17 protein-coding genes are annotated in these 22,566 nt (G+C 41.8%); 5 read left to right on the forward strand and 12 right to left on the reverse strand.

Annotated elements, in window-relative coordinates; all coding sequences use genetic code 11:
- Positions 1–11 precede the first annotated feature (11 nt).
- Together aceE and pdhR are read right to left on the reverse strand one after the other, a co-directional pair.
- Positions 12–2,678 (reverse strand): pyruvate dehydrogenase (acetyl-transferring), homodimeric type, encoded by a 2,667-nt coding sequence (aceE, locus tag AAEU28_RS04920; RefSeq protein ID WP_421963200.1) that lies wholly within the window; start codon positions 2,676–2,678, stop codon positions 12–14.
- 51 nt (positions 2,679–2,729) lie between these two features.
- Entirely contained in the window at positions 2,730–3,488 is a 759-nt protein-coding gene (gene pdhR / locus AAEU28_RS04925) for a pyruvate dehydrogenase complex transcriptional repressor PdhR (protein WP_138567073.1), read from the reverse strand.
- A gap of 366 nt (positions 3,489–3,854) precedes the next feature.
- On the opposite strand from pdhR, the gene AAEU28_RS04930 reads away from it, so the two are divergent.
- Entirely contained in the window at positions 3,855–5,144 is a 1,290-nt protein-coding gene (locus AAEU28_RS04930; protein WP_421963201.1) for an MFS transporter, read from the forward strand.
- Here AAEU28_RS04930 and AAEU28_RS04935 read toward each other — a convergent pair.
- The 4 genes from AAEU28_RS04935 to speA form a co-directional block, all read right to left on the reverse strand.
- Positions 5,141–5,908 carry a substrate-binding periplasmic protein gene (locus tag AAEU28_RS04935; RefSeq protein ID WP_421963202.1) on the reverse strand — a complete coding sequence of 256 codons (768 nt, stop codon included), beginning with the start codon at positions 5,906–5,908 and terminating at the stop codon, positions 5,141–5,143. The two genes, AAEU28_RS04930 and AAEU28_RS04935, sit on opposite strands and share 4 nt — an antisense overlap.
- Before the next feature lie 86 nt (positions 5,909–5,994).
- Positions 5,995–8,721 (reverse strand): ATP-binding protein, encoded by a 2,727-nt coding sequence (locus AAEU28_RS04940; protein WP_421963203.1) that lies wholly within the window; start codon positions 8,719–8,721, stop codon positions 5,995–5,997.
- Between the two features lie 381 nt (positions 8,722–9,102).
- The gene (gene speB / locus AAEU28_RS04945; protein WP_421963204.1) at positions 9,103–10,026 is read right to left on the reverse strand and encodes an agmatinase; all 924 of its coding nucleotides are present in this window, start codon (positions 10,024–10,026) and stop codon (positions 9,103–9,105) included.
- Between the two features lie 11 nt (positions 10,027–10,037).
- Positions 10,038–11,951: a biosynthetic arginine decarboxylase gene (speA, locus tag AAEU28_RS04950; RefSeq protein WP_421963205.1), complete on the reverse strand. Its 1,914-nt coding sequence runs from the start codon at positions 11,949–11,951 to the stop codon at positions 10,038–10,040.
- Positions 11,952–12,168: 217 nt separating this feature from the next.
- Between speA and AAEU28_RS04955 the strand changes: the two genes are divergently transcribed.
- Together AAEU28_RS04955 and AAEU28_RS04960 are read left to right on the forward strand one after the other, a co-directional pair.
- A complete protein-coding gene (locus AAEU28_RS04955; protein ID WP_421963206.1) occupies positions 12,169–12,963 on the forward strand; it encodes an RMD1 family protein in 795 nt (264 codons plus the stop codon).
- A 177-nt stretch (positions 12,964–13,140) separates the two neighbouring features.
- Positions 13,141–13,305 (forward strand): hypothetical protein, encoded by a 165-nt coding sequence (locus AAEU28_RS04960; RefSeq protein WP_421963207.1) that lies wholly within the window; start codon positions 13,141–13,143, stop codon positions 13,303–13,305.
- 73 nt (positions 13,306–13,378) lie between these two features.
- Here AAEU28_RS04960 and serB read toward each other — a convergent pair whose 3' ends face one another.
- A complete protein-coding gene (gene serB, locus AAEU28_RS04965) occupies positions 13,379–14,389 on the reverse strand; it encodes a phosphoserine phosphatase SerB (RefSeq protein WP_421963208.1) in 1,011 nt (336 codons plus the stop codon).
- 65 nt (positions 14,390–14,454) lie between these two features.
- On the opposite strand from serB, the gene AAEU28_RS04970 reads away from it, so the two are divergent.
- Complete coding sequence (locus tag AAEU28_RS04970; RefSeq protein WP_421963209.1) at positions 14,455–15,084, forward strand: AhpA/YtjB family protein; 630 nt, start codon at positions 14,455–14,457, stop codon at positions 15,082–15,084.
- Here AAEU28_RS04970 and AAEU28_RS04975 read toward each other — a convergent pair.
- From AAEU28_RS04975 to AAEU28_RS04995, 5 genes are all read right to left on the reverse strand, one after another.
- Positions 15,051–15,815 (reverse strand): TatD family hydrolase, encoded by a 765-nt coding sequence (locus AAEU28_RS04975; RefSeq protein ID WP_421963210.1) that lies wholly within the window; start codon positions 15,813–15,815, stop codon positions 15,051–15,053. The two genes, AAEU28_RS04970 and AAEU28_RS04975, sit on opposite strands and share 34 nt — an antisense overlap.
- Positions 15,816–15,828: 13 nt before the next feature.
- Positions 15,829–16,470, reverse strand: a complete 642-nt coding sequence (gene pdxH / locus AAEU28_RS04980) for a pyridoxamine 5'-phosphate oxidase (RefSeq protein WP_421963211.1) — start codon at positions 16,468–16,470, stop codon at positions 15,829–15,831.
- A gap of 124 nt (positions 16,471–16,594) precedes the next feature.
- Positions 16,595–18,337 carry an arginine--tRNA ligase gene (gene argS / locus AAEU28_RS04985; protein WP_421963212.1) on the reverse strand — a complete coding sequence of 581 codons (1,743 nt, stop codon included), beginning with the start codon at positions 18,335–18,337 and terminating at the stop codon, positions 16,595–16,597.
- A 69-nt stretch (positions 18,338–18,406) separates the two neighbouring features.
- Positions 18,407–19,996, reverse strand: a complete 1,590-nt coding sequence (gene prfC, locus AAEU28_RS04990; RefSeq protein ID WP_058030675.1) for a peptide chain release factor 3 — start codon at positions 19,994–19,996, stop codon at positions 18,407–18,409.
- Positions 19,997–20,154: 158 nt separating this feature from the next.
- A complete protein-coding gene (locus AAEU28_RS04995) occupies positions 20,155–21,534 on the reverse strand; it encodes an MATE family efflux transporter (protein ID WP_421963213.1) in 1,380 nt (459 codons plus the stop codon).
- A gap of 274 nt (positions 21,535–21,808) precedes the next feature.
- Between AAEU28_RS04995 and AAEU28_RS05000 the strand changes: the two genes are divergently transcribed.
- Positions 21,809–22,495, forward strand: coding sequence for a 4'-phosphopantetheinyl transferase family protein (locus AAEU28_RS05000; protein ID WP_421963214.1), 687 nt, complete (start codon positions 21,809–21,811; stop codon positions 22,493–22,495).
- Positions 22,496–22,566: the final 71 nt, after the last annotated feature.

Below are 22,566 nucleotides of genomic sequence, written 5' to 3' on the forward strand. Positions count from 1 at the left end.
CTATCTGCCTCTTATGCGTATAGTGGGTTAGTTTTCGTTGTGTCGATATCAAATTTCTTGATAGCGTCAGCAACAACTGATGCGTCAACTTTACCTTGCTTAACAAGCTCTGTAAGTGCAGCGACTACTACGTAACCTGCATTTACTTCGAAGTGACGACGTAAGTTTTCACGGCTGTCTGAACGACCGTAACCATCAGTACCTAGTACTTTGTACGATGCGCTTGGCATGTATGCACGTACTTGCTCTGCATAGTTCTTCATGTAGTCAGTTGCAGCAATTGCCGGAGACTCACCTAATACAGATGTGATGTAAGGTACTTTTGCATCGCTTGTTGGGTTAAGCATGTTGAAACGCTCAACATCTTGACCATCACGCGCAAGCTCATTGAATGAGGTTACTGAGAATACATCTGAACCAATACCGTACTCTTCGCTTAGGATCTGACCTGCTTTACGTACTTCATTTAAGATAGTACCTGAACCCATTAGCTGAACGTGTGCTTTGTCGCCTGCATTTTCTTCAAGCTTGTAGATACCCTTACGAATACCTTCTTCCGCACCTTCTGGCATAGCAGGTTGTGCGTAGTTCTCATTCATTAGCGTTAGGTAGTAGAACACGTTTTCTTGCTCAGGACCGTACATACGACGAATACCGTCTTGTAGGATTACCGCTACTTCAAATACGAACGTTGGGTCATAAGAAATACAGTTAGGAATAGTACCCGCTTGAATGTGCGAGTGACCGTCTTCGTGCTGTAAACCTTCACCGTTAAGGGTTGTACGACCAGCGGTTGCACCTAGTAAGAAACCACGCGCTTGTTGGTCACCCGCCATCCACGCCATGTCGCCAACACGTTGGAAACCGAACATAGAATAATAGATGTAGAATGGGATCATCGGCAGGTCATTTGTCGAGTATGACGTTGCAGCAGCAACCCATGAAGACATTGCACCTAGCTCGTTGATACCTTCTTGAAGTACCTGACCTGATGTTGCTTCTTTGTAGTAAGAAACGATGTCACGGTCTTGAGGCGTGTAGTTCTGGCCATGCGGGTTGTAAATACCGATTTGACGGAATAAACCTTCCATACCAAAGGTACGTGCTTCATCCGCAATGATAGGTACGATGTTTTTACCTACGCCTTTATCTTTTAATAAGATATTTAGCGCACGTACATAACCCATAGTCGTAGAGATATCACGCTTTTGCTCTTCTAGAAGTGGCTTAAATTGCTCTAGCGTTGGAATTTCTAGTGCTTGCGTGAAATTAGGTAAACGCTGTGGCGTGTAACCGTGTAGTGCTTTACGACGCGCATGTAAGTATTCGTACTCTGCAGAGCCTTCTTCAAGCTTCAAGTATGGTAAGTCTTTGATTTGCTCGTCAGATACCAAGTCTTCAAGACCAAGACGTGAACGAAGGTGTTCAACGTGCGTCATGTCCATTTTCTTAACTTGGTGCGCAATGTTTTTACCTTCAGCTGCTTCACCCATGCCGTAACCTTTAACCGTTTTAGCTAGGATTACAGTAGGACGGCCTTTTGTTTCTTGCGCTGCTTTGTAAGCTGCAAAAAGCTTAGATGTATCGTGACCACCACGCTTAAGCGCGAAGATCTCGTCATCAGTCATATCTGCAACAAGTGCTGCAGTTTCTGGGTAACGACCGAAGAAGTGTTCACGCACGTATGCACCGTCTTTTGACTTATAAGTCTGGTAATCACCATCGATAGTTTCGTTCATAAGCTGTAAAAGCTTACCAGAGGTGTCTTTCGCAAGTAGTAGATCCCAACCAGAGCCCCAAACTACTTTAATGACGTTCCAGCCAGCACCTTTAAATAGACCTTCAAGTTCTTGAATGATCTTACCGTTACCCATTACTGGGCCGTCTAGACGCTGAAGGTTACAGTTGATTAGGTAACAAAGGTTATCTAGCTTCTCACGCGCAGCGAAAGAAATTGCACCACGTGATTCTGGTTCATCCATCTCACCGTCACCTAAGAACGCATAAACGCGCTGCTCGTTCGTCTCTTTCAGACCACGACCTTCTAGGTATTTAAGGAAACGAGCTTGGTAGATTGATGCAATTGGACCTAGACCCATAGATACAGTTGGGAACTGCCAGAACTCAGGCATCAACTTAGGATGTGGGTATGAAGAGATACCTTTACCGTCTACTTCTTGACGGAAGTTATCTAGTTGCTCTTCAGTTAAACGACCTTCTAGGAAAGCACGTGCGTAGATACCTGGTGAAATGTGACCTTGGTAATAAACTAAATCACCACCGTCTTTTTCGTTTGGTGCACGGAAGAAGTGGTTGAAACACATCTCATAGAATGCAGCCGAAGACTGGTAAGACGCCATGTGGCCGCCTAGCTCTAAGTCTTTCTTAGACGCACGTAAAACGATCATGATCGCATTCCAACGAACGATTGAACGAATACGGCGTTCAATGGTTGTGTCACCTGGGTATGCAGGCTCTTGATCTGCTGGAATAGTATTTACATAGTTTGTAGTAATACCTGTTGGCATATCAACGCCATCAAGACGAGCTTGTTCTAATACTTGCTCTAATAAGTATTGAGCGCGTTCAACGCCCTCTTCTTTTACTACAGACTCAAGCGCTTGTAACCACTCTTGGGTTTCTAACGCGTCTACGTCAATTTTATTGACTTCAGACATATGGAGTGTTCCTTATGTTTAAAATACGAATTTAATTACTTCTGGTTAATTTTAACGAACTCGATTGTTACTGGTACGTCTTAAACTACGTGCGATCCGCGAACGTTCTTTATCCGCTTCAAGTAATGCTTCTTCAATAAACGCTAAGTGCGCGTTACTGGCTAATCGTGCTTGCTCTGGATTACCTTCTATAACAGCATCCATCAACAATTTACGGTGCTCAGCAAGTTGTTCACTGACGTCGTTCTTTTGCACCAAAACTTGTAAGTTTTGTAATACATTTTGCTCCAGCAAAGACTGCATGCCTTTAACAAGGTGTAGTAGCACCACGTTATGTGACGCTTCAGCCACTGCAAAATGAAATGCATTAATTGCTTGTGCTTTTTGCTCTAGGTCCCCGTGCACATCGGCGATATTGTCAAAACTTTGCTGAACTTTCTCAAAGTCAGTGTCTGTACCGCGAAGCGCTGCATAATATGCCGCGATCCCTTCTAGTGCGTGACGAAACTCCAGTAAATCGAATTGCGATTCTGGATGCTTACTGATCAAGTCAAACAGCGGATCAGTGAGCCCCTGTTCTAATTGATTCTTTACATACGTTCCGCCGCCTTGACGACGTGTCACGAGTCCTTTTGCCTCAAGCTTCTGAATTGCTTCTCGAAGAGAAGGTCGTGAAACCTCAAACTGCTTCGCAAGCTCCCTTTCTGGAGGCAACTTTTCACCTGGCATTAAAGAGCCCTCGAGGATCATATTCTCAAGTTGCTCTAAAATAACATCGGATAATTTTGCTGCTTTTATCTTTAAAGACATTGATCAAACGCCGAATTTAAGCATGTTGAAAAGACCATCTAACATCACATTGCTAGGTAATCTTAACCAAAAGGTAAATTGGTAATACCAAATTTGCGCATTACACTATCAAAAACCCGTGATACTGTCAAAATTCTGCACGGTTTAACCACAGCTTTTCTACAACCAAAGTCTAAACTTTATACAACTTTAGGAAAAACCACAGTACAAATTAAAGTGGTCTGACCATTGGTGTATTTTTTATTATGCCACCAGCTTGGTGCTCCAAAATTTAAAGCGATCATTTTTACTTAACTGGCGTATTGTGGTTAAGTAAAAACAGAATCGAGTATTTAGAAGTGTCGGCAAGGAAATTGAGGAATATAAATGAAAAACTATAAAGACAACCTCTTTAAGCTACTCAGTAATGAAGAAGATGCCAGGGCCTGTAAGCCACTTGATGATTCTGCCTGTAAAGTCGTCCCTCATAACTTCGTATTGACGCTATTCAGCCAGCTGTTTAGCCAATTTGCAGATGCATTGCTCAATCCAAAAGTGACTTTGCCTTGGCTATTACAAAGCTTACAAGTGCCCGCTGTTTTTATTTCGTGGCTGGTGCCGATAAGAGAATCTGGCTCACTGTTACCTCAACTTGCTATTGCAAGTTTCATCAGAAAACTACCACTACGAAAGTGGGTATGGGTATTTGGTTCACTGACTCAAGCCTTATGCATGCTGGCATTGATTGCGATAAGCTTTACTTTAAGCGGTTATGAAGCGGGTATTGCTATTATTGGCACGCTCATTATTTTCTCTTTGGCCAGAGGTTTTAACTCAATTGCCGCCAAAGACGTACTGGGCAAAACCATTCCTAAAACACAAAGAGGCAATTTAAGTGGCTTAACCGCCAGTTTATCTGGCTTAGCAACGGTGCTGTTTGGGCTGTTTTTTATGTTTTCTGACAGTCAACAAGAACAAACTATATTATGGGCATTAAGCTTAGCTGCTGTTATGTGGTTATTAGCTACCTTAAGTTATGGGCAAATAAACGAATATAAAGGCGCGACTGATGGCGGAAAAAACGGCTTAAAAGCAGCGTTAAGCAAGTTTCGGATGATTTATGAAGATAGCAACTTTGCGCTGTTTTTACTGACGCGTACATTGCTACTTTGCTCAGCTTTGAGTGCCCCGTTTTACATAGTACTTGCCTCAGAGCAAGCATTCGATTTTGCTGTTCTGGCGATATTTATGCTGGTATCTGGCGCTGCTAGTTTAGTTTCAGCACCAATCTGGGGGCGCTTAAGTGATTTATCGAGTAAACGTGTCATGGCGCTCAGTTCTGCCTTGGTGGCAATAAATGCCATCACTCTTTATGTTGCGCATGTATTTTTACCTCAGCTTTTTAGCTCTGTTTGGTTTCTGCCACTGCTATATTTTATCTTGAGTGTGGCACATCAAGGTGTGCGTTTAGGTCGTAAAACCTATTTAGTGAATTTAGCCGAAGGCAATAAAAGAACCGACTATGTTGCAGTGGGTAATACGTTTACCGGAATTGTACTTTTGATTTTGGGAAGTGCAGGCTTGTTAGCAGAACAATTAGGTGCTCTTTCACTTATCTTAATGTTCAGCAGCCTATCATTGCTGGCAATTATCAGTTCATATTTTTTGAAAGATTAAAGCGTGTTTGTTTGGCCCAATTGCCATTTTTTAAACAGCTTTGCGTATTCTCCGCTGAGTTTAACTCTCTGCAATGATTGACTTAAACTCAGAGCTAAACTTGGATTAAGCTGCTTATTTGCAACAAAATGCAATTCATTTGGAAAGTCTGGCAAGCTCAGCTTTTTTTCTATCTGACTTGGGTCTAATCCTAGGTTCCTTAACTCCTTATCCAGTGACAAGGTATTTGTTAGCACCAGATCAGTACGCCCTCTGTACAACATTTTGAGCAAACTTGCAGGATCTGGCGCAAGCACTAGATCATGCTCAGTCGAAAACCCTGCTCTCTCTAAATAATAATGACTGTGGTAGCCTCTAACTGTGCTCACTCTTAGCCCTTGGGCTGTTTTCAAATCTATTAGTTTAAATGCTCTGTGCTTAAGCCCTATTAGATATGCATCTGCAAAATACACACTCCCCAAAAAGTTAAACTCATTGGCACGTTTTGGTGTTTTTAATAAAGATATCATTAGCGTGTTTGAGTTTGATGTAAACTCTTTAAATGCACGCGCTTGCGGCATAATTTCGATGTGTCCTTTACATTGGCACTCGAGCAATACCGCCTCGACTAAGTCGACTAAAAAACCTTGCGGATGTTTTTCATTATCAATGAAATGTAATGGATAGAGATCTTCGGCAACAAAGCGCAACTCGCTTTCAGAGCGCACCTCAAAAGCACTTATGCTCATAAATAGTAAAAATAAATAGAATGCCAGATGTTTCATACAGCCTTAACTCAGCATTGTGTGAAAAAACAACATAACCTAAATTGCAGGCGCTTTGCCAGCCTTCTAGCATGACAAAGTTAAAATTAGCATTTTAGGGTACTTAAACACTGTTTAAGCTTTTCAATGGTAAGGGGCTTTGCAACGTGTAGCGTAAAACCAGACGCCAAAGCCTTTTCTCTACTATCGGTATCGGCATCGGCTGTTAAAGCAAAAACTGGTAAGGTTGCGAATTGCTTTACTAAGCGAAGTTGTTTTACCGCTTCATATCCATCTAAAACAGGCATTTGACAGTCCATCAAAACTACGTCAAAAGCATTTTTTTCAATGGCTTCTAGCGCTAACTGACCATTTTCAACAAGCGTGGCATTTATATTTAATTTCTCCAGCATGGCTTTAATGACCATTTGGTTAACTGGGTTATCTTCGGCAACCAAGACTTTGAGTGACGAAAAGTCTCGATTAATAATGGGTACTTCAGTGTCTATCTCTTTTTCAGCTTTAGGTAATTCAAGCGTAAAAGTAAAAACCGATCCCTGAGGGTGGTTATTTGCAACCCGTATAGACCCTTTCATTAATTTACTGAGCTGTTTAGAAATCGCTAAACCAAGACCCGTACCGCCAAACTTTCTTGAGGTGGAGGAGTCACTTTGCGTGAATGCCGAAAATAACTGTTCACAGTTCTCTTGTGCGATACCTATGCCCGTATCTTTGACTTGAATAGACAGCTGATATCCCTGTTCACTTTGTGCAATTATGTTGCAGGTCAGAACAACCTCCCCTTGCTCTGTAAACTTAATTGCATTGCCACACAAATTAATTAGAACTTGTTCAAAACGTGTTTTATCTGCTTTGACTAACAAAGGAACTGGACAATAATTTTCAAACCGCCAAGTAAGCCCTTTACTTGTCGCTGATAATCTAAAAATGTTATTCACTTTATTGAGCGCTTTGTTTAAATCGAACTCATCTTCAACAAGCTCAAAATTGCCCGATTCAATTTTGGAAAAATCTAAAATATCATTCACGATATTAAGTAAGTGCTGTGACGATACATCTATATTTTCAAGGTAAGATTTAACCTGCTCAAAATCTTCTGACTCTTTTGCTAGTTGAGAAAAACCAACAACCGCATTCATGGGGGTGCGTATTTCGTGACTCATATTGGCTAGAAATCGACTTTTCGCACGATTGGCTTTATCAGCCTGTTCAACGGCTTTATTTAAAGAACGTGTTCTTTGTAAAACTCGCTTATCAAGTACATTTTGTTGGTTATACATCTGCAGAATGATCAAAACAATCGCAGTCACAATAATGAATTGCAGCAAAAATACGGGCAAATTAGATTGCTGTTGCAATAGATTAATGACAGCTTGGTTCAAATGCAGATCGACAAACCACTTCTGACCAAACATAACAATTTCTAAACGTTTAAAGCCGTTTTCATCTTTGTCGGCATTTGTGTTTTCATCACTTGAATAAATGCGTGTATTTGTAAGGGCTTCCAATACATGAATATGGAACAATTCTTTATCGACATTATCTAGCGCTGAATCGATGATTTCAGACACTTTAAACACCCCAGTACTAAACCCGATAAGTCTATTTTCTCCTGTTTGCGCTTTTAAACTGTGTAAGTCAAACACAGGATAAAACAACAAAAATGCAGGACGCTTTTCTTTATGCTGAACAAGCTGAATTATCGGTGTAGCTTTTGGTTGCATATTTTGTAAAACCGCATAAAGCGTTTTTTTGCGTTCAGGATTAGAGTAAACGTTAAAGCCTATGGCATTTTGATTGGGCTTTTCTGGGTAAATGTATTGTACGTAGATAATTGGATCATCTGCCTGAATTGGCTCACCTTTAACCTTAAACTCAATCCCATACGTATTTTGTAATATTTGAGTATGCGCATCTTTTAAGTTTTGTGTAATTAAAGGATTCCAAGAAACAGCTTGTAGAATGCCATTGTTTGCCATCAGTATTTCAGCTTGTTTAGCGAAGGCTTGTTTATCTATGAACTGCGAATTTTGAATGTTATCGGCCAAAATTTGTAATTGCGACAGTGCTCCTGATAGCTCTCGATAAATTTTATTTTCAATTGTTTGTGACTGTTTCTCAATTCTTTGCTCGAATGCAGTCTTAGTGGAATCAAAAAATAACCAGGTGATTGAGACAACAAACACAAAAAGACAGAGCAATGACCAGGTAAGCGTTTTATCACCACTATGAGTTGAAGACGTATGACTAAAAAGCCTGATAAAACCTAAAACAAAGGGTGTTGCCAATAACACTCCTAATGCGTCTCCCAGCCACCAAAAAACGAAACTAAATAGCAGCAAAGTTGGCGCTTGTTGAGGGCTAAAAAATACAGCAGAGAGTGTACCTATGGTCGCCGAAAGTAAACTGACACATAAGCCTACAAGCAATACAAACTTTAAGATGCTAAGCTGATGTTTAACTCTGAGTGGATCGCCCCATCGAATTAACAACACACTTCCCAAATATGCTTGTAAAGCAGCGCCACACGCAATAATGATATTTTGCGAGATCTGTGCGTTTAGGGTTGCATCTGTGATGTATTCAGGCGTTGCCGCAAAGTTATAGAAAAAAGTGCCTATCAACACCACCGGAATAAACTTGTGGCGAAATAGGTAACACCCTGCTAAAGCAATACCAGCAGGCAGCCAAATCGGGATCACCTGTACATAGAAGGCAATTTTAGATAATCCAAAACCAACACAAACAAAAGTGAGTGATAACACAAAAAGTAAGAATGGATTGTGGGTTGCTGCCGATTTTTTTTCACCCATGAAAAATTGTTTCCTACAAATAAGTTCTATACCACCTGAGATTTATACCAGTCCTCTTAATTAAGCGGTCTATTTTGAGGCAAGAAAAACTAGTCGATAACGAGGCGAAATTTTTCTATTTAGTTGTTCTAAAAAAGAAATTTCCAACGAAGTTAGCGTCAGTTTTAGTCCCTCAAAATGATTGAGTATTATTGAGGATTGGTATCATACTGGGAGCTCAAGCATATAACTACGGTGCGCCGCATTCATTTTTTATAAAAGTGTAGGTCTAATTAGCGACTTAGGCGAGGAATAATAAATAAAGGTATGAAATTAAATTAAATTGTATCTTTAAAAAAGCCCGATGATTTCGGGCTTCTGTTTTTGCATATATATTAATAATTACAACTTATGTTTGTGCGTCCATAGATGCAATAACTCAAGTGCTATACTTGCCCCTGCTAATGCAGTTACTTCTGAGTTGTCGTAAGCTGGCGCTACTTCAACCACATCCATGCCAACTAGATTAAGACCCTTTAACGCTCTTAAAATATTTAAGACCTTATCAGTGGTTAAGCCACCGCATACTGGCGTACCTGTACCTGGTGCAAAAGCAGGATCAAGCGCATCAATATCAAAAGTTAAATAAACCGGTAAATCACCCACTGTGTTTGTGATGATTTCAGCAATGGCATCGGCGCTTAACTCGTTCCCTTGCTGACCATCAATCACAGTGAAGCCATGGTCTGCTTCGGTATAGTTGGTTCTGATCCCCACTTGTACTGAGCGATGCTTATCGATCAAGCCTTCATTTGGCGCATGGAAAAACATGGTGCCATGATCATAGGCACTGCCATTTGAGTAAGTGTCGGTATGGGCATCAAAATGTACCAATGCCATTTGGCCAAACTCCTTTGCATGGGCACGCAGCAAAGGCAAAGTCACGAAATGATCGCCGCCAAAACTTAGCATGCTCTTGCCTTGCTCAAGCATGCTTGTCGCTGCTGCTTCTACTTTTTCGGTAAATTCGCTGCTATCGCCCGACATATACGTCAAGTCACCGGCATCTACCACATTACAATGTTCATTGAGCGCAAATTGCCACGGATAACGGGTATCTTCCCAAGCGAGATTCGTCGAGGCTTTACGCATTGCGTCAGGCCCCATTCTCGCACCTGAGCGTCCTGACGTTGCCATATCATAAGGCAACCCCAATACCACCACGTCGGCTTCAACAGTCAGCGGGTTTAAAACTAAAGGACGACGCATAAAAGTCATAGCATTGCCAAACAACATGCAATTATCTTTTTCAAACACAGTGTGCATTTCGTTACCTTTTATACATCTTCTAAATAGGTATAACCTTTTAAGCCCATGTCTAGCTCAGCCAATACATGTGCGCGCTCTGATTCTGGCAGTTTGTTTTCTGCTAATTGTGCAAACGCTTGTCTGAATTCGTCTGCATCTAAGTGAACATAACGCAGCATGTCTTCTACGCTGTCACCTTCGTTAATCTCAACAATATGACTTTGTCCTTGCTCGTCCATGCTCACAACCACACTGTGCGTATCACCAAATAAATTGTGCATATCACCTAAAATTTCTTGGTATGCACCGACTAAGAAGAAGCCCATTAAGTAAGGACTCTCTGCTTGCCAATTTGGCACAGGCAAAGTGGTCTCAATGCCTTGGCCGTCAACGTACTGATCAACTGTGCCATCAGAATCACAGGTGATATCGAGTAATACTGCTCTGCGCTCTGGTTGTGCTGCTAATCCAGATAAAGGCATCACCGGGAACACCTGATCGATACCCCATGCATCTGGCAATGATTGAAACAGCGAGAAGTTCACAAAAAACTTATCAGCTAGTCGCTCACTCAGCTCATCCATGATCGGGCGATGGAAGCGGTTTTTGCCATCGAGTAACAGCTTTAACTCATAGTTAATACGGAGCGATAACTGCTCAGCCCAGGCTCTTTGTTCTAGGTTAAGTAAGCCCATTGCAAATTGCGCATGCACTTCTGCCAAGTCGCTCATACAATCGTGATAGATTTCAATAAGCGCGCGCTCATCAACACGATTATTAAGTTGTAACCATGAGTGCCACATATTTTTTAATAGCTGAGGCGCTTGCTCATCAGGTGACGCAACCGTTTCGACTTGATATGACTCAGTGCCAATCACATTGGTGATCAAAACCGCATGGTGCGCCGTTAACGCACGACCCGACTCCGAAATAATCATCGGCATTGGCTGCTCATACTGTTTACACACATCCCCGATTGTGTAGACGATGTTATTGGCATATTCAGCAAGCGAGTAATTCATCGAATTACTTGATTGACTGCGTGTGCCGTCGTAGTCAATCGCTAAACCACCGCCCACATCCATACAGGTTAAGTTCGCACCTAAACGACGTAGCTCACAGTAAAAACGTGCCGCTTCACTCACACCAGTACGCACATCACGAATGTTCGCCATTTGCGAACCTAAGTGGAAATGCACGAGCTGTAGTGTGCTTTGCATGTCTTTGGTTTTTAACTGTGACAATACGCTCAGCACTTGCGAAGCCGACAAACCAAATTTTGACTTTTCGCCACCACTTGCCTGCCACTTACCCTTGCCTTGCGAAGCTAAACGCACACGAATACCTAAGCGTGGTGTCACGCCAAGCTTGTAGGCTTCTTCAAGTACCATTTCTAGCTCAGAACGCTTTTCAAGCACGATATTCACTTTGTGGCCTAGCTTTTCACCAATCAAAGCAAGACGAATGTACTCGCGGTCTTTGTACCCATTACACACAATCACAGAGCTGACTTTTTGTGCCATCGCTAACACCGCTAAAAGCTCTGCTTTACTGCCTGCTTCTAGACCAAGTTGCTTCTCACTTTGCTCAGCTTGGCTAGCTAAAATCTCTTCAACCACTTCGCGTTGCTGGTTTACTTTTATTGGATAAACCAACAGATACTTTTCTTCATAGCCGTAAGAGGCAATGGCACGGTTAAACGCATTACATAAGCTATGTACACGATGATGTAATATTTGTGGAAATCTAACCAAAGCTGGTAAAGATAACCCGCGCTGCTGAATTTGCTCGGCAATGTTAGATAAACTCACCGCATGGTTAGGGTTTGCCGTATCTGGCGATACCGTTAACTCACCTTGGTCGTTTATATCAAAGTACCCTTGGCTCCAATGTGGTACGTTGTAACTTGCGCGAACTTGTTCAATCGCTGAGTTGTCTTTCATTTCTACCCTTAAAAAAATCAATGTATAGGACTGGCTTAATTGCGCGCATTTAACGGTATGGCCCCCCTCAAGTCCAACTGTTATTTTTTGTCGTCACGACAATAAAATAAATCACTAAAAACCTCTGCTTACTATTTCTATTGCATAAATTTCAGTCTATAAATGCGCGAGAAAATAAGCGCCATTTTGGCCAAGTCTTTGACGATGGAGTCAAGCAATGTCTGAGCAAACTCAGTTAGAAAATCGTTTGGTAATTACCTTACTAGGGCACAGTATTGATAAAGAAAAAGCCCAAATTAAATTAGTCGATCATTATGGTGCCAAACAAATAAAAGACGCCTATGGGCTAACCCTTGGTAAAAAACAAGCGTGGCTTTTTGATTATGCAGTTTTAGTGTGTTGGAACTTTAACCAAGATGAATTAAGTAAACTCATTGCTAAAATAGAAGACTTAGTAATTGAACCTATTCATAGGCCGAGTATTGAACATTACATTTATAAGCAAACAGATACTGACTCTTTCTATATAAAAGATGATTGCCTCTATTTAGACAATACCGACAGTATGACTAAACTGGCGCTCAGTCATGCCTTTGCACAATCGGCCAAATTAGAGTTTTTTGAAGAGCAAGCACAAACTGTGATCAACGATAACGCTTACTTGTCTGAGACTCTAGCTGAAACAGGTATCGTGCCTCTTACTCGCAAGCAACTCGCTAAGTTGAGAGGCGCGTTATTTAAAACCAGCACAGATATTAACTTGCATTTTAACTTGCTCGATACACCAGAGTTTTTTTGGGACAACCCTCACCTGGAAGGGCTGTATCAGCAATTAAGTAAGTACTTGGACTTTTTACCGCGCATTCAAATTTTACAGAAAAAGCTCGATACCATTCATACGCTTTTGGATATGCTCAGCACTGAGCAGAACCACAAACACTCTGCTTTTTTAGAGTGGGTGATCATCGTCTTAATTGCCGTTGATATTTTGATTTACTTTTTTGAGCCTTAATCGTTCACATAGCCTAAGTATTCAAAGGAGTTAAATAGTGCAGGCTTTTCAATAGCATTTAATCGTTTGAACAAACTGTTTTTATAATTTTTTACTCTGAGTAAAAACTTGTTCCTAACTTTTTTACCCCCTAACATGAAAAAGCCAATTTCGGCTTTATTTAGAAGGAAACTGATCATGAAATTGAATAAAAAGAAGTTAAAGAACTTATCGAATGCAAAAACCATTGATAAAGTTGCGACTCATAACATTGCAGGTGGGTTTGGTTTTTCAACGCCACAAGGTATTTGCCATATGAGTTATTTCCCTACCTGTGAAAATGTGGACGCATGTCGAAGATAACCTCTTCATAGACACAAAAAAAGGAAGTCGCAGCGACTTCCTTTTTTCGAACAATTAATCACTGGCAAACTGATTACTTTGGTAATGCAATAAAATACAACAGCTGTAATAACGAGCCATGACAAATGGCCGCATCGGCATTTTCAACCACTTTTGGTTTGCCATGAATGGCTACCCCTGTTCCCGCTTCTGCCATCATCACTAAATCATTGGCACCATCACCAATGGCAATGGTTTGCTGTTTCGCTAAACCAAGCTGCGTGCGCGTCTTAGCTAAAATATCAGCCTTTTTCTGAGCATCGACCACATCGCCTAGTACTTTACCTGTTAAACGCGCCTCTTCTATTTCCAGCTCATTGGCATAAAAGGCCTCTAGCGACAATGGCTTTTGCAGCGCTTCCGCAAACCAAGTAAAACCGCCAGATGCAAGTACTAACTGCCAGTTATGGGCTTTTAATGTATGACAAAGGTCTTTGATACCTTCCATCAGCGGTAAATTATCTTTTAGCTGTTGGATCAAAGACAGTTCAATACCTTCAAGTTTCGCCACGCGCTGATATAAACTTTCGCTAAACCCTAATTGCCCCGCCATTGCCATAGCAGTCACACTGGCAACCTCGTCATAAACATCGGCTAATCGTGCTATTTCATCAATACACTCAATTTCTATCGCCGTAGAGTCCATATCCATGATGAGTAAACCTGGCTGGCTCAAACTGGCTGGCTTTGATAAATAGGCACCTTCAAAACCGTGCTCAGCAGCAAAACTGCGCAACTGTTTTTTATATGCTTTTAAGTCATCAAACTGTGCTGTAACGTTAAACGCTAACGCGGGTGCTAATTGCGCTGTAGGTTGATATAGGCTTACCAGATTGATATTAGCTTCGCCAATAAACTCAATCGCATATTGCAAAAATTGTGTGTTCGCTTGGGCACCAAAAAACACGATAAAATCTTCACCTAATTGCGATGGCTTAGACGCTTGCTCGACTAAGTGATCATTTTCAATCTGATACCATTTTGCTAAGGTGCATAAATCGGTGAGTGGAAGTTGCGGTGTAAGGTTAAAGCGAATACCAGCCATTGTGAGCTCCAAATTTAGTAACAATGCATTTGTAACATCATTCCAAAAGGCTGTCAGCACTCAATATGGATACTATGAAAAATACACAAGCACTTGATTTGATAACGTCTTCGAAAAACCGACGCTTGATCCGTTTAATCATTGCTGCGGCTTGCTTTGTCACACTGACTTGGATTGCCTTTAATACCAGTTTTCGCTCTCACCAACTGTTACATAATCAAGCGCATCAAGCAGCCCGAAGTTTGGCACAGCAAACAGCATGGAACGCCAGCTTTGCAATGCAAAGCCAAGCGCTTGATAAGTTAGAAAAACTGACCAAGAATTTAGCCAAAGACCCCTACGTGTTAGGCGCTGCGATTTATGACCACCAAGGGCAACTCTTAACTAAAAGTGAAGGATTTCAAGCCGAGCCGCTCAATCAAGGCATTGCCAAACAACTACCGGGGATCAGCAAATTGAAAGATGCCATCGTGCTGCCCATTCTTGATGCGGACGATAAGCCCCTTGGCTTTGTAAATATGGTGTATTTAACCCAAGATGCCATGAGTGAAAGTCATCATCACTTTCACGAGCTCGGTCGTATGGTGTTGCTAATGTTGATCATTACCTGTGTATTCACTTGGCAATTAGGGCGCGCGTTAAAACGTTGGGAAGTAAAGCGTCAAATCTTGAAAAGCGAACAAGACGACGCATAAACCTGCTCAGCAATCTCAGACTCTGACTCGCTACGAATTGCGACTAGGCAATCAAATACCGCTTTAAGACGTTCAGGTGGGTTCACCTGCCCTTGATAACCCGCAAGCGGCATAGAAGGCGCATCGGTCTCAAGCACTAAGCTATCGAGTGGCACTTGTGCCAAGGCTTGCTTGGTTTTGTTGGCACGTTCATACGTTATCGTGCCCCCCACGCCAAGTTTAAAATCCTGTTTGATATACGCTTGCGCTTGTTGCAGTGAACCACTGAAAGCATGGATCACCCCGCCCCATTTTGGCTGTACTTGCTTAAATGCTTGCATGATCAAATGATGGCTTTGCCTATGATGCACGATTAGCGGCAGCGACAACTCATTCGCAAGCTTAATATGCTCTACAAAAAGCACTTGTTGCTTTTCAATATCTGCAATACTCGCATCAATACCACACTCACCAATCGCCACCAGCTGCTCGCGATGTTCAATCGCCAACCTTTTCAGCTGTTCAAAATCACCGCCTTGATGTTCTGCCATAAAGTAAGGATGAAGACCGAAAGCAATATAAACACCAGGATTGTGCTGTTTAAAACTCAGCAATGCTTTACTTTGTTTTAATGTGATCCCAGGCACAACAAAACCATGAATACCAAGCTGGTTTGCACGGTAAACATGGTTTTGAAAGTCGTCTTTAAACTCATCGAAGTCAAGGTGACAGTGGGTGTCTATGAATTGCATACTGAAGCGAAGCTTAAGGATTTAACCTTTCAATAGCCCAGCTGTCTTCGGCTTGCTTCACATACATAAAGCGATCATGTAAGCGGTGCTCGCCACCTTGCCAGAATTCAATCTTAGTTGGCTCTACACAATAGCCCCCCCAAAAATCTGGTAGTGGAATATCGCCTTTGGCAAACTTTGACTTCATGCTGTTGAAGGTTTGCATCAGTGCCTGACGCGATGATACCGGACGAGACTGCTGTGACGCCCAAGCCGCGAGTTGGCTCTCTTTAGGGCGAGATAAGAAATACTTTGCCACAGCGCTGGTTGGTAGCGGTTTTGCCTCACCATATACAATCACTTGACGTTCTATGGCATGCCAAGGGAAGTGCAAAGAAATCTTGTTATTGCTCTTTAACTCTTGTGCCTTGCGTGAGCCGGTATTGGTGAAAAATACGAAGCCATTTTCATCCAAATGTTTAAGCAGTACGATGCGCTGTGAAGGCTGGCCAGTTTCATCGACCGTTGCAACAACCATGGCTGTCGGATCATTACTAAACTTGGCTTCAACCGCTTGTTTTAACCATGCTTCAAATTGCACAATAGGATCATCTGCTAGCATTTCACGCTGTAAGCCGCCTTGAGTATACTCGCGACGAATGTCTTCTAATTTCATATTCGTTCCTTACTCGTTAACCTGAGCTTAGGTTAATAACAATCTGCTCTTAATTAGATATAAAAAAGGCCGCAACAACATGCTGTTGCGCGGCCTATAAAATTCAATCAGTGAATGAAACAGATTACATCTGCTCCATCACTTCGATGCCCAGAAGGTCTAGACCGGTACGTAGTGATTTAGCCACTAAGTTACATAGTAGCAAACGACTTTCACGTACATCTGCTGCCACATCATCTTTTAAGATTGGGCACGCTTCGTAGAATGTCATATACAGGCTCGCAAGCTCGTATAAGTAACCACATAATACGTGCGGAGTCGCTTCGCTGATCATCAGATCTAACACTTCTTCAAGCTGAAGAAGTTTTAACGCCAATGCTTTTTCTTGCGGCTCAACAATGTTGATACTGCCAGCAAGGTTTGCACGGTCTACACCCGCTTTACGGAAAATGCCACTTACACGTGTGTAAGCGTATTGTAAGTAAGGTGCGGTTGCGCCTTCAAAGCTCAGCATCGTATCCCAGTTGAAGATATAGTCACTGGTGCGGTGCTTAGATAAATCAGCGTATTTAACTGCGCCAATACCCACTTTACGGGCGATTTCGCTGCGCTCCTCGATGCTTAATTCAGCTGTACGGTCAGCAATTTTATCTGCTGCGCGGCTTACTGCTTCTTCAAGTAGGTCTGCAAGTTTAACTGTTCCACCCGTACGAGTTTTGAATGGTTTACCATCATCACCCATCATAGTACCGAACAGGCTTGGCTCGTAGCTGGTTTTGTCTTTTAACAGACCCGCTTTACGTGCTGTGATTTCAACTTGGTTGAAGTGTAAGCCCTGACGTGCATCTACGAAAATTAAGATACGGTCTACGTCTAACTCGTTTGAACGGTAATCACAGGCTGCAAGGTCAGTGGTTGAATATAAGAAACCGCCACCTGATTTTTGTACGATGAACACTGATGGCTCGCCGTCTTTGTTGGCAAGCTCATCAAGGAATACCACTTGTGCACCTTGGTCTTCTACCGCAATGCCTTTTTCTTTCAGTAGGTCAATCACACCTTGTAGGCGATCGTTATAAGCACTTTCTGCTTTAATATCGTCACGACCAAGGGTAACGTTTAATCTCGCGTATACTTCTTCAGAGTGTTTCACCGATGTGTCGATAAACATCTGCCAAAGTTTCTTACAGTGTGCGTCGCCACCTTGAAGTTTAACTACATAGTCACGTGCTTTGTCAGCAAAGCCTTCTTCGTCATCGAAACGCTTTTTCGCGTCACGGTAGAAGCTTTCAAGGTCAGCAAGTGCTACTTTTTCAAGGTCTACGCCCTGCTCAAGTAAATCTTCAAGGTGTGCGATAAGCATACCAAACTGAGTCCCCCAGTCACCCATGTGGTTTTGACGAATAACCGTATCACCACGGAACTCAAGGGCACGTACAACCGCATCACCAATGATGGTAGAACGTAAATGACCTACGTGCATTTCTTTTGCAAGGTTTGGTGAAGAGTAATCAACCACAACTTTATGCGGATTTGCATGCTCAGCAACACCGAGTTTTGCATCTTGGTTTGCCGCTTCTAGGCTTGCAGCTAAAAACTCAGGCTTTAGGTGAATGTTAATAAAACCCGGGCCTGCAATTTCAGTTTTTGCAGCAAGATCTGCAACGTCTAAATTGTCGATGATCTTTTGTGCAAGTTCACGCGGGTTAGTTTTTAAAGCTTTTGCAGCGCCCATTGCGCCATTGATTTGGTAATCACCAAATTGCGGACGAGTAGATTGTGTAACCGCTGGGTTTGTGCCTTCAGGAATACCCGCAGCGTGCATCGCCGCGTTGGCTTTTTCAATTAATAGAGTTTTGATATTCATTTTTTATCCTGTAACCCTTGCCAACCATCAATGCCAGCAAGGTTAAAATCGATTCAATTTAAGCGTTTATTAGTGTTCACGTGTATGGTGGAACTGAACATCAGGATAGCGTTCCATTGATAAGTTTAAGTTTACACGGCTTGGTGCAATGTAAGTTAAGTTATCACCACCATCAAGGGCTAAGTTAGCTTCACACTTACGTTTAAACTCAGCCATTTTCTTATCGTCGTCGCAGGTTACCCAACGCGCAGTTTGTACTGACACACTCTCGTAGATTGCATCTACGTTATATTCCGCTTTCAAACGGGCAACAACCACATCAAACTGCAGCACACCAACCGCACCTACGATTAGGCTGTTATTTTGTAATGGTCTAAATACCTGTACCGCACCTTCTTCTGAAAGCTGAACTAGGCCTTTTAATAACTGCTTTTGCTTAAGAGGATCTTTTAAGCGAATGCTACGGAATAACTCTGGCGCGAAGTTTGGAATACCGCTGAACTTAAGCTTTTCACCTTGTGTGAAGGTATCACCGATTTGGATTGTACCGTGGTTATGAAGACCAATGATGTCACCGGCAAAGGCTTCTTGCGCACGTTCACGGTCACCGGCCATGAAAGTAACCGCGTCAGAAATACTGACTTTTTTGCCAATACGGACATGGTCCATCTTCATACCTTGGGTATATTTACCCGATACAATACGCATGAAAGCGATACGGTCACGGTGTTTCGGGTCCATGTTCGCTTGGATTTTAAATACGAAACCTGAGAACTTTTCTTCTTCGGCTTTTACTTCACGCTCTTCTGTTTGACGTGGCATAGGCGTTGGCGCCCACTCAGTTAAACCGTCAAGCATGTGGTCAACACCGAAGTTACCTAATGCTGTACCAAAATATACAGGCGTTAATTCACCCGATAAAAATAAGTCATGATCAAATTCGTTTGATGCACCGATTACTAGCTCTAACTCTTCACGAAGTTGCTCTGCTAATTCATCCCCGATTTCTGCATCTAAGTCTGGGTTATCTAAGCCCTTAATGATGCGCTTTTCTTGGATGGTATGGCCTTGGCCAGTTGCGTATAAAATCGTTTCATCACGGTGAATGTGATACACACCTTTAAACTCTTTACCACAACCGATTGGCCAAGTGATCGGCGCACACATGATGTTAAGTTCAGTTTCAACTTCGTCCATCACTTCCATAGGGTCACGGATGTCACGGTCAAGCTTGTTCATGAAAGTCACGATTGGCGTATCACGTAAGCGCGTTACTTCCATTAGTTTACGTGTTCGGTCTTCTACGCCTTTTGCTGCATCGATCACCATCAGACATGAGTCAACCGCAGTCAGTGTACGATAAGTATCTTCAGAGAAGTCTTCGTGTCCCGGAGTATCTAGTAGATTCACCAATGCATCGTTATACGGGAATTGCATCACAGAGGTTGTGACCGAGATACCACGCTCTTTTTCCATTTCCATCCAGTCAGACTTAGCGTGCTGGTTTGAACCACGACCTTTTACTGTACCGGCTTTTTGTAAGGCCTTTCCGAATAAAAGTACTTTTTCTGTGATGGTGGTTTTACCCGCATCCGGGTGCGAGATAATCGCGAAAGTCCGTCTTTTCGAGACTTCCTGAGGAATTGAAGCGTTTGACATCGATTAAAATCTTCTCTTAAGTTGAGCACAGCACAAGTAAAATGAAATTACTTGCCCTGCTCAGGCTATGAATATCAGTTAATCCACTATTTTCGCTTATCTTGCCGAGATACTCAATCGTGCAGCGGTTTTTATAACAACTTTTTCTTCTCAAATAGTTAAATTTTTTCTGTTTGCAAGTCTAATTGAGCCATGTCGTTTTGTTCATCTCTTGAACGGCTGTAAACAACAGTGATTTGATAAAGTACAACCCCCCCCATAACCAAATGCGATACTGCTAAACCAATAAATAATCCCATATTGCCAAATAGATTAAGACCCAACACAGCCAAAATTGGGATAAGCAATAGACGGTGGAAAGCCAAAAATACCATGGCTTGTTTACTCTTGCCCATCGCATTCAAACAAGAGACATACACCATAGACATACCTAAGCCGACATAACTAATGGGCAAGAATTGAATGAAGTATTTTAACAAGGTAATTTGCTGACAATCGGGGCAGATCCCAGCAAATAGCTGTGACTGAAATAGATAAAGCAAGACGGCTATCACACATTGCATCGCAATAATGAGATAAAACGCACTTTTTAAAATACTCACAGCACGTTTTTTATTATTTGACCAATAATTGACGCCGACTATTGCAGGCAATGAAGCGGTCAGCACCATAGGGATCAATAAAGCCAATGCTTCTATTTTAAAGGTTAAAGCAAATACTGCGATAAAAGCCGCATCAAACTGGCTGGCGATATAAGTTAATAGCGCAAGAGAGCATGCAGGCATTAACTGCTGACAAATAATCAGTATCGTATCTAAATTACCATTTACTGCTTTGCTTGATGAAAATAAACTCGATTTATGCCTAATAAGCACAAGGCTTAAACCTATCGCTGCAAATAAAACATCAACAAAAGCATGCAACTCGCCGAGAGAACTTAGTAAATGAAGCTCACTTTGATGAACTAACACTATCAAACCAATTGATTTACACATCATCCAAAGCAATAAATACAGTGCCGAATACCAACAATCGTTTAACGCTCTGAGCGCGCTGCTCACTTGCCAAATAATCACGAGGGCAAAGAGTGTGCTGATCCGCACTGTTAAAAACGACATGATCTCTGAAGTAAATCCAACAAACTGCTCGTCCGATAAACTACTTAACCACTCAGCTAAACCAAATAAGGCCAGTATTTCATCTAATGTGAGTAATAAGAAAATAGATACCGCTGCGCTGGCAAATACTCCAAAGCGTATATGAGCAAACAACCCTTTATTTTGCTGCTCAACCAATTGCACCATGGCCATATTCGTTCGAACCGACAAAGCAACAGCAAAAGCCATCAATAATACAAATAGAGGCTGGGCATATCCATAGAGTTGCAATAACTGCTCATTGGTGTTGGCTATCACCGATGATTCGGCTAGATCGTAGGCCAGTAGAATACAAATCGCAGGCAATAAAATAGCGGTGGTTTTTCTTAATAGCTGCCAAGGCGATGCACTTAGATAACACAAAGTTTGATTCAGCTGCATAGTATCAATCCATTTCATATGTCTTAAACTAAGACCCTAAACCCAAGTTTTTATTACAAAATAACTTTCTGCGTTTGTAACAAAGTGTGTGTTTAGTGACCTAGCCAAAACATTTTTTACTTTAAGTTCATCCTAAGATCTTGACTGAAGGAAAGCAGGTAAACTTTTGTAAAACTTATTTACCTACTTAAATAGCTCAACCTTTAACCTGCTTAGAAAAACTTGCGATTTAAAAACAAATAACTGACACTCAGCCCCTTAAACGGAGTGAGCCATGCAAGTAACCAAATCGTCTGTTTTTAAAAATCATCTCCCACTTGAACTCGTGGTGCTGGAATTCGATGCAGACAGCTATAAACCTGACAGTTTTGATTTATTTAACCAGCCGCTGCCTGAACGCATAAAAAAAGCCGTTTACAAGCGCCAAGCTGAATATTTAGCAGGTCGCCTATGTGCAGCTCAAGCACTCAAAGCACTGAATTTTGAAAAACCAATAGTCCATACCTCAGATGATAGAGTGCCAATTTGGCCGGCAGGTACATTTGGTTCAATTACCCATACCAAGGGCATTGCTGCTGCGATAGCTGGCTTGCAAGATCGCGCCACAAGCGTAGGTATTGATGTCGAAAAATTGATGAAGGATAGTCAAGAGACAAAACTGCAAACACATATATTACGAGATGACGAAAAAACGCAATTTCATGAACTTGGTAAGCAAGTAACGCACCCCTTAAGTGTTATTTTTTCTGCCAAAGAAAGTATTTATAAAGCCCTCTACCCTTTTGTGAAAAAATATTTTGGCTTCGATAAAGCAAAGTTAATTGCATTTAGCGAGACTATTTTAACTTTTAAAATAATGCATAACTTAAGCAAACAAGTGCAAACGAGTTTAGAAGTTAATGTTCACTATCAACTTATAGATGACCTAGTATTCACTCAATGTTTATTTGAAGCAAAATAGTTGCTTTATTAAACAAGTATGAACATAGCGCATATGACTTGTTAAAAAAGCCGCATTGTCTTAGGATTAGA

It is taken from the genome of Pseudoalteromonas sp. SS15 (assembly GCF_049257195.1).
GTDB lineage: Bacteria > Pseudomonadota > Gammaproteobacteria > Enterobacterales > Alteromonadaceae > Pseudoalteromonas.

What these genes read in the sequence shown, in the direction of transcription:
- aceE (WP_421963200.1), bottom strand. Translation starts at nt 2,678, where the DNA reads ATGTCTGAAGTCAATAAAATTGACGTAGACGCGTTAGAAACCCAAGAG.
- pdhR (WP_138567073.1), bottom strand. Translation starts at nt 3,488, where the DNA reads ATGTCTTTAAAGATAAAAGCAGCAAAATTATCCGATGTTATTTTAGAG.
- AAEU28_RS04930 (WP_421963201.1), top strand. Translation starts at nt 3,855, where the DNA reads ATGAAAAACTATAAAGACAACCTCTTTAAGCTACTCAGTAATGAAGAA.
- AAEU28_RS04935 (WP_421963202.1), bottom strand. Translation starts at nt 5,908, where the DNA reads ATGAAACATCTGGCATTCTATTTATTTTTACTATTTATGAGCATAAGT.
- AAEU28_RS04940 (WP_421963203.1), bottom strand. Translation starts at nt 8,721, where the DNA reads ATGGGTGAAAAAAAATCGGCAGCAACCCACAATCCATTCTTACTTTTT.
- speB (WP_421963204.1), bottom strand. Translation starts at nt 10,026, where the DNA reads ATGCACACTGTGTTTGAAAAAGATAATTGCATGTTGTTTGGCAATGCT.
- speA (WP_421963205.1), bottom strand. Translation starts at nt 11,951, where the DNA reads ATGAAAGACAACTCAGCGATTGAACAAGTTCGCGCAAGTTACAACGTA.
- AAEU28_RS04955 (WP_421963206.1), top strand. Translation starts at nt 12,169, where the DNA reads ATGTCTGAGCAAACTCAGTTAGAAAATCGTTTGGTAATTACCTTACTA.
- AAEU28_RS04960 (WP_421963207.1), top strand. Translation starts at nt 13,141, where the DNA reads ATGAAATTGAATAAAAAGAAGTTAAAGAACTTATCGAATGCAAAAACC.
- serB (WP_421963208.1), bottom strand. Translation starts at nt 14,389, where the DNA reads ATGGCTGGTATTCGCTTTAACCTTACACCGCAACTTCCACTCACCGAT.
- AAEU28_RS04970 (WP_421963209.1), top strand. Translation starts at nt 14,455, where the DNA reads ATGGATACTATGAAAAATACACAAGCACTTGATTTGATAACGTCTTCG.
- AAEU28_RS04975 (WP_421963210.1), bottom strand. Translation starts at nt 15,815, where the DNA reads ATGCAATTCATAGACACCCACTGTCACCTTGACTTCGATGAGTTTAAA.
- pdxH (WP_421963211.1), bottom strand. Translation starts at nt 16,470, where the DNA reads ATGAAATTAGAAGACATTCGTCGCGAGTATACTCAAGGCGGCTTACAG.
- argS (WP_421963212.1), bottom strand. Translation starts at nt 18,337, where the DNA reads ATGAATATCAAAACTCTATTAATTGAAAAAGCCAACGCGGCGATGCAC.
- prfC (WP_058030675.1), bottom strand. Translation starts at nt 19,996, where the DNA reads ATGTCAAACGCTTCAATTCCTCAGGAAGTCTCGAAAAGACGGACTTTC.
- AAEU28_RS04995 (WP_421963213.1), bottom strand. Translation starts at nt 21,534, where the DNA reads ATGCAGCTGAATCAAACTTTGTGTTATCTAAGTGCATCGCCTTGGCAG.
- AAEU28_RS05000 (WP_421963214.1), top strand. Translation starts at nt 21,809, where the DNA reads ATGCAAGTAACCAAATCGTCTGTTTTTAAAAATCATCTCCCACTTGAA.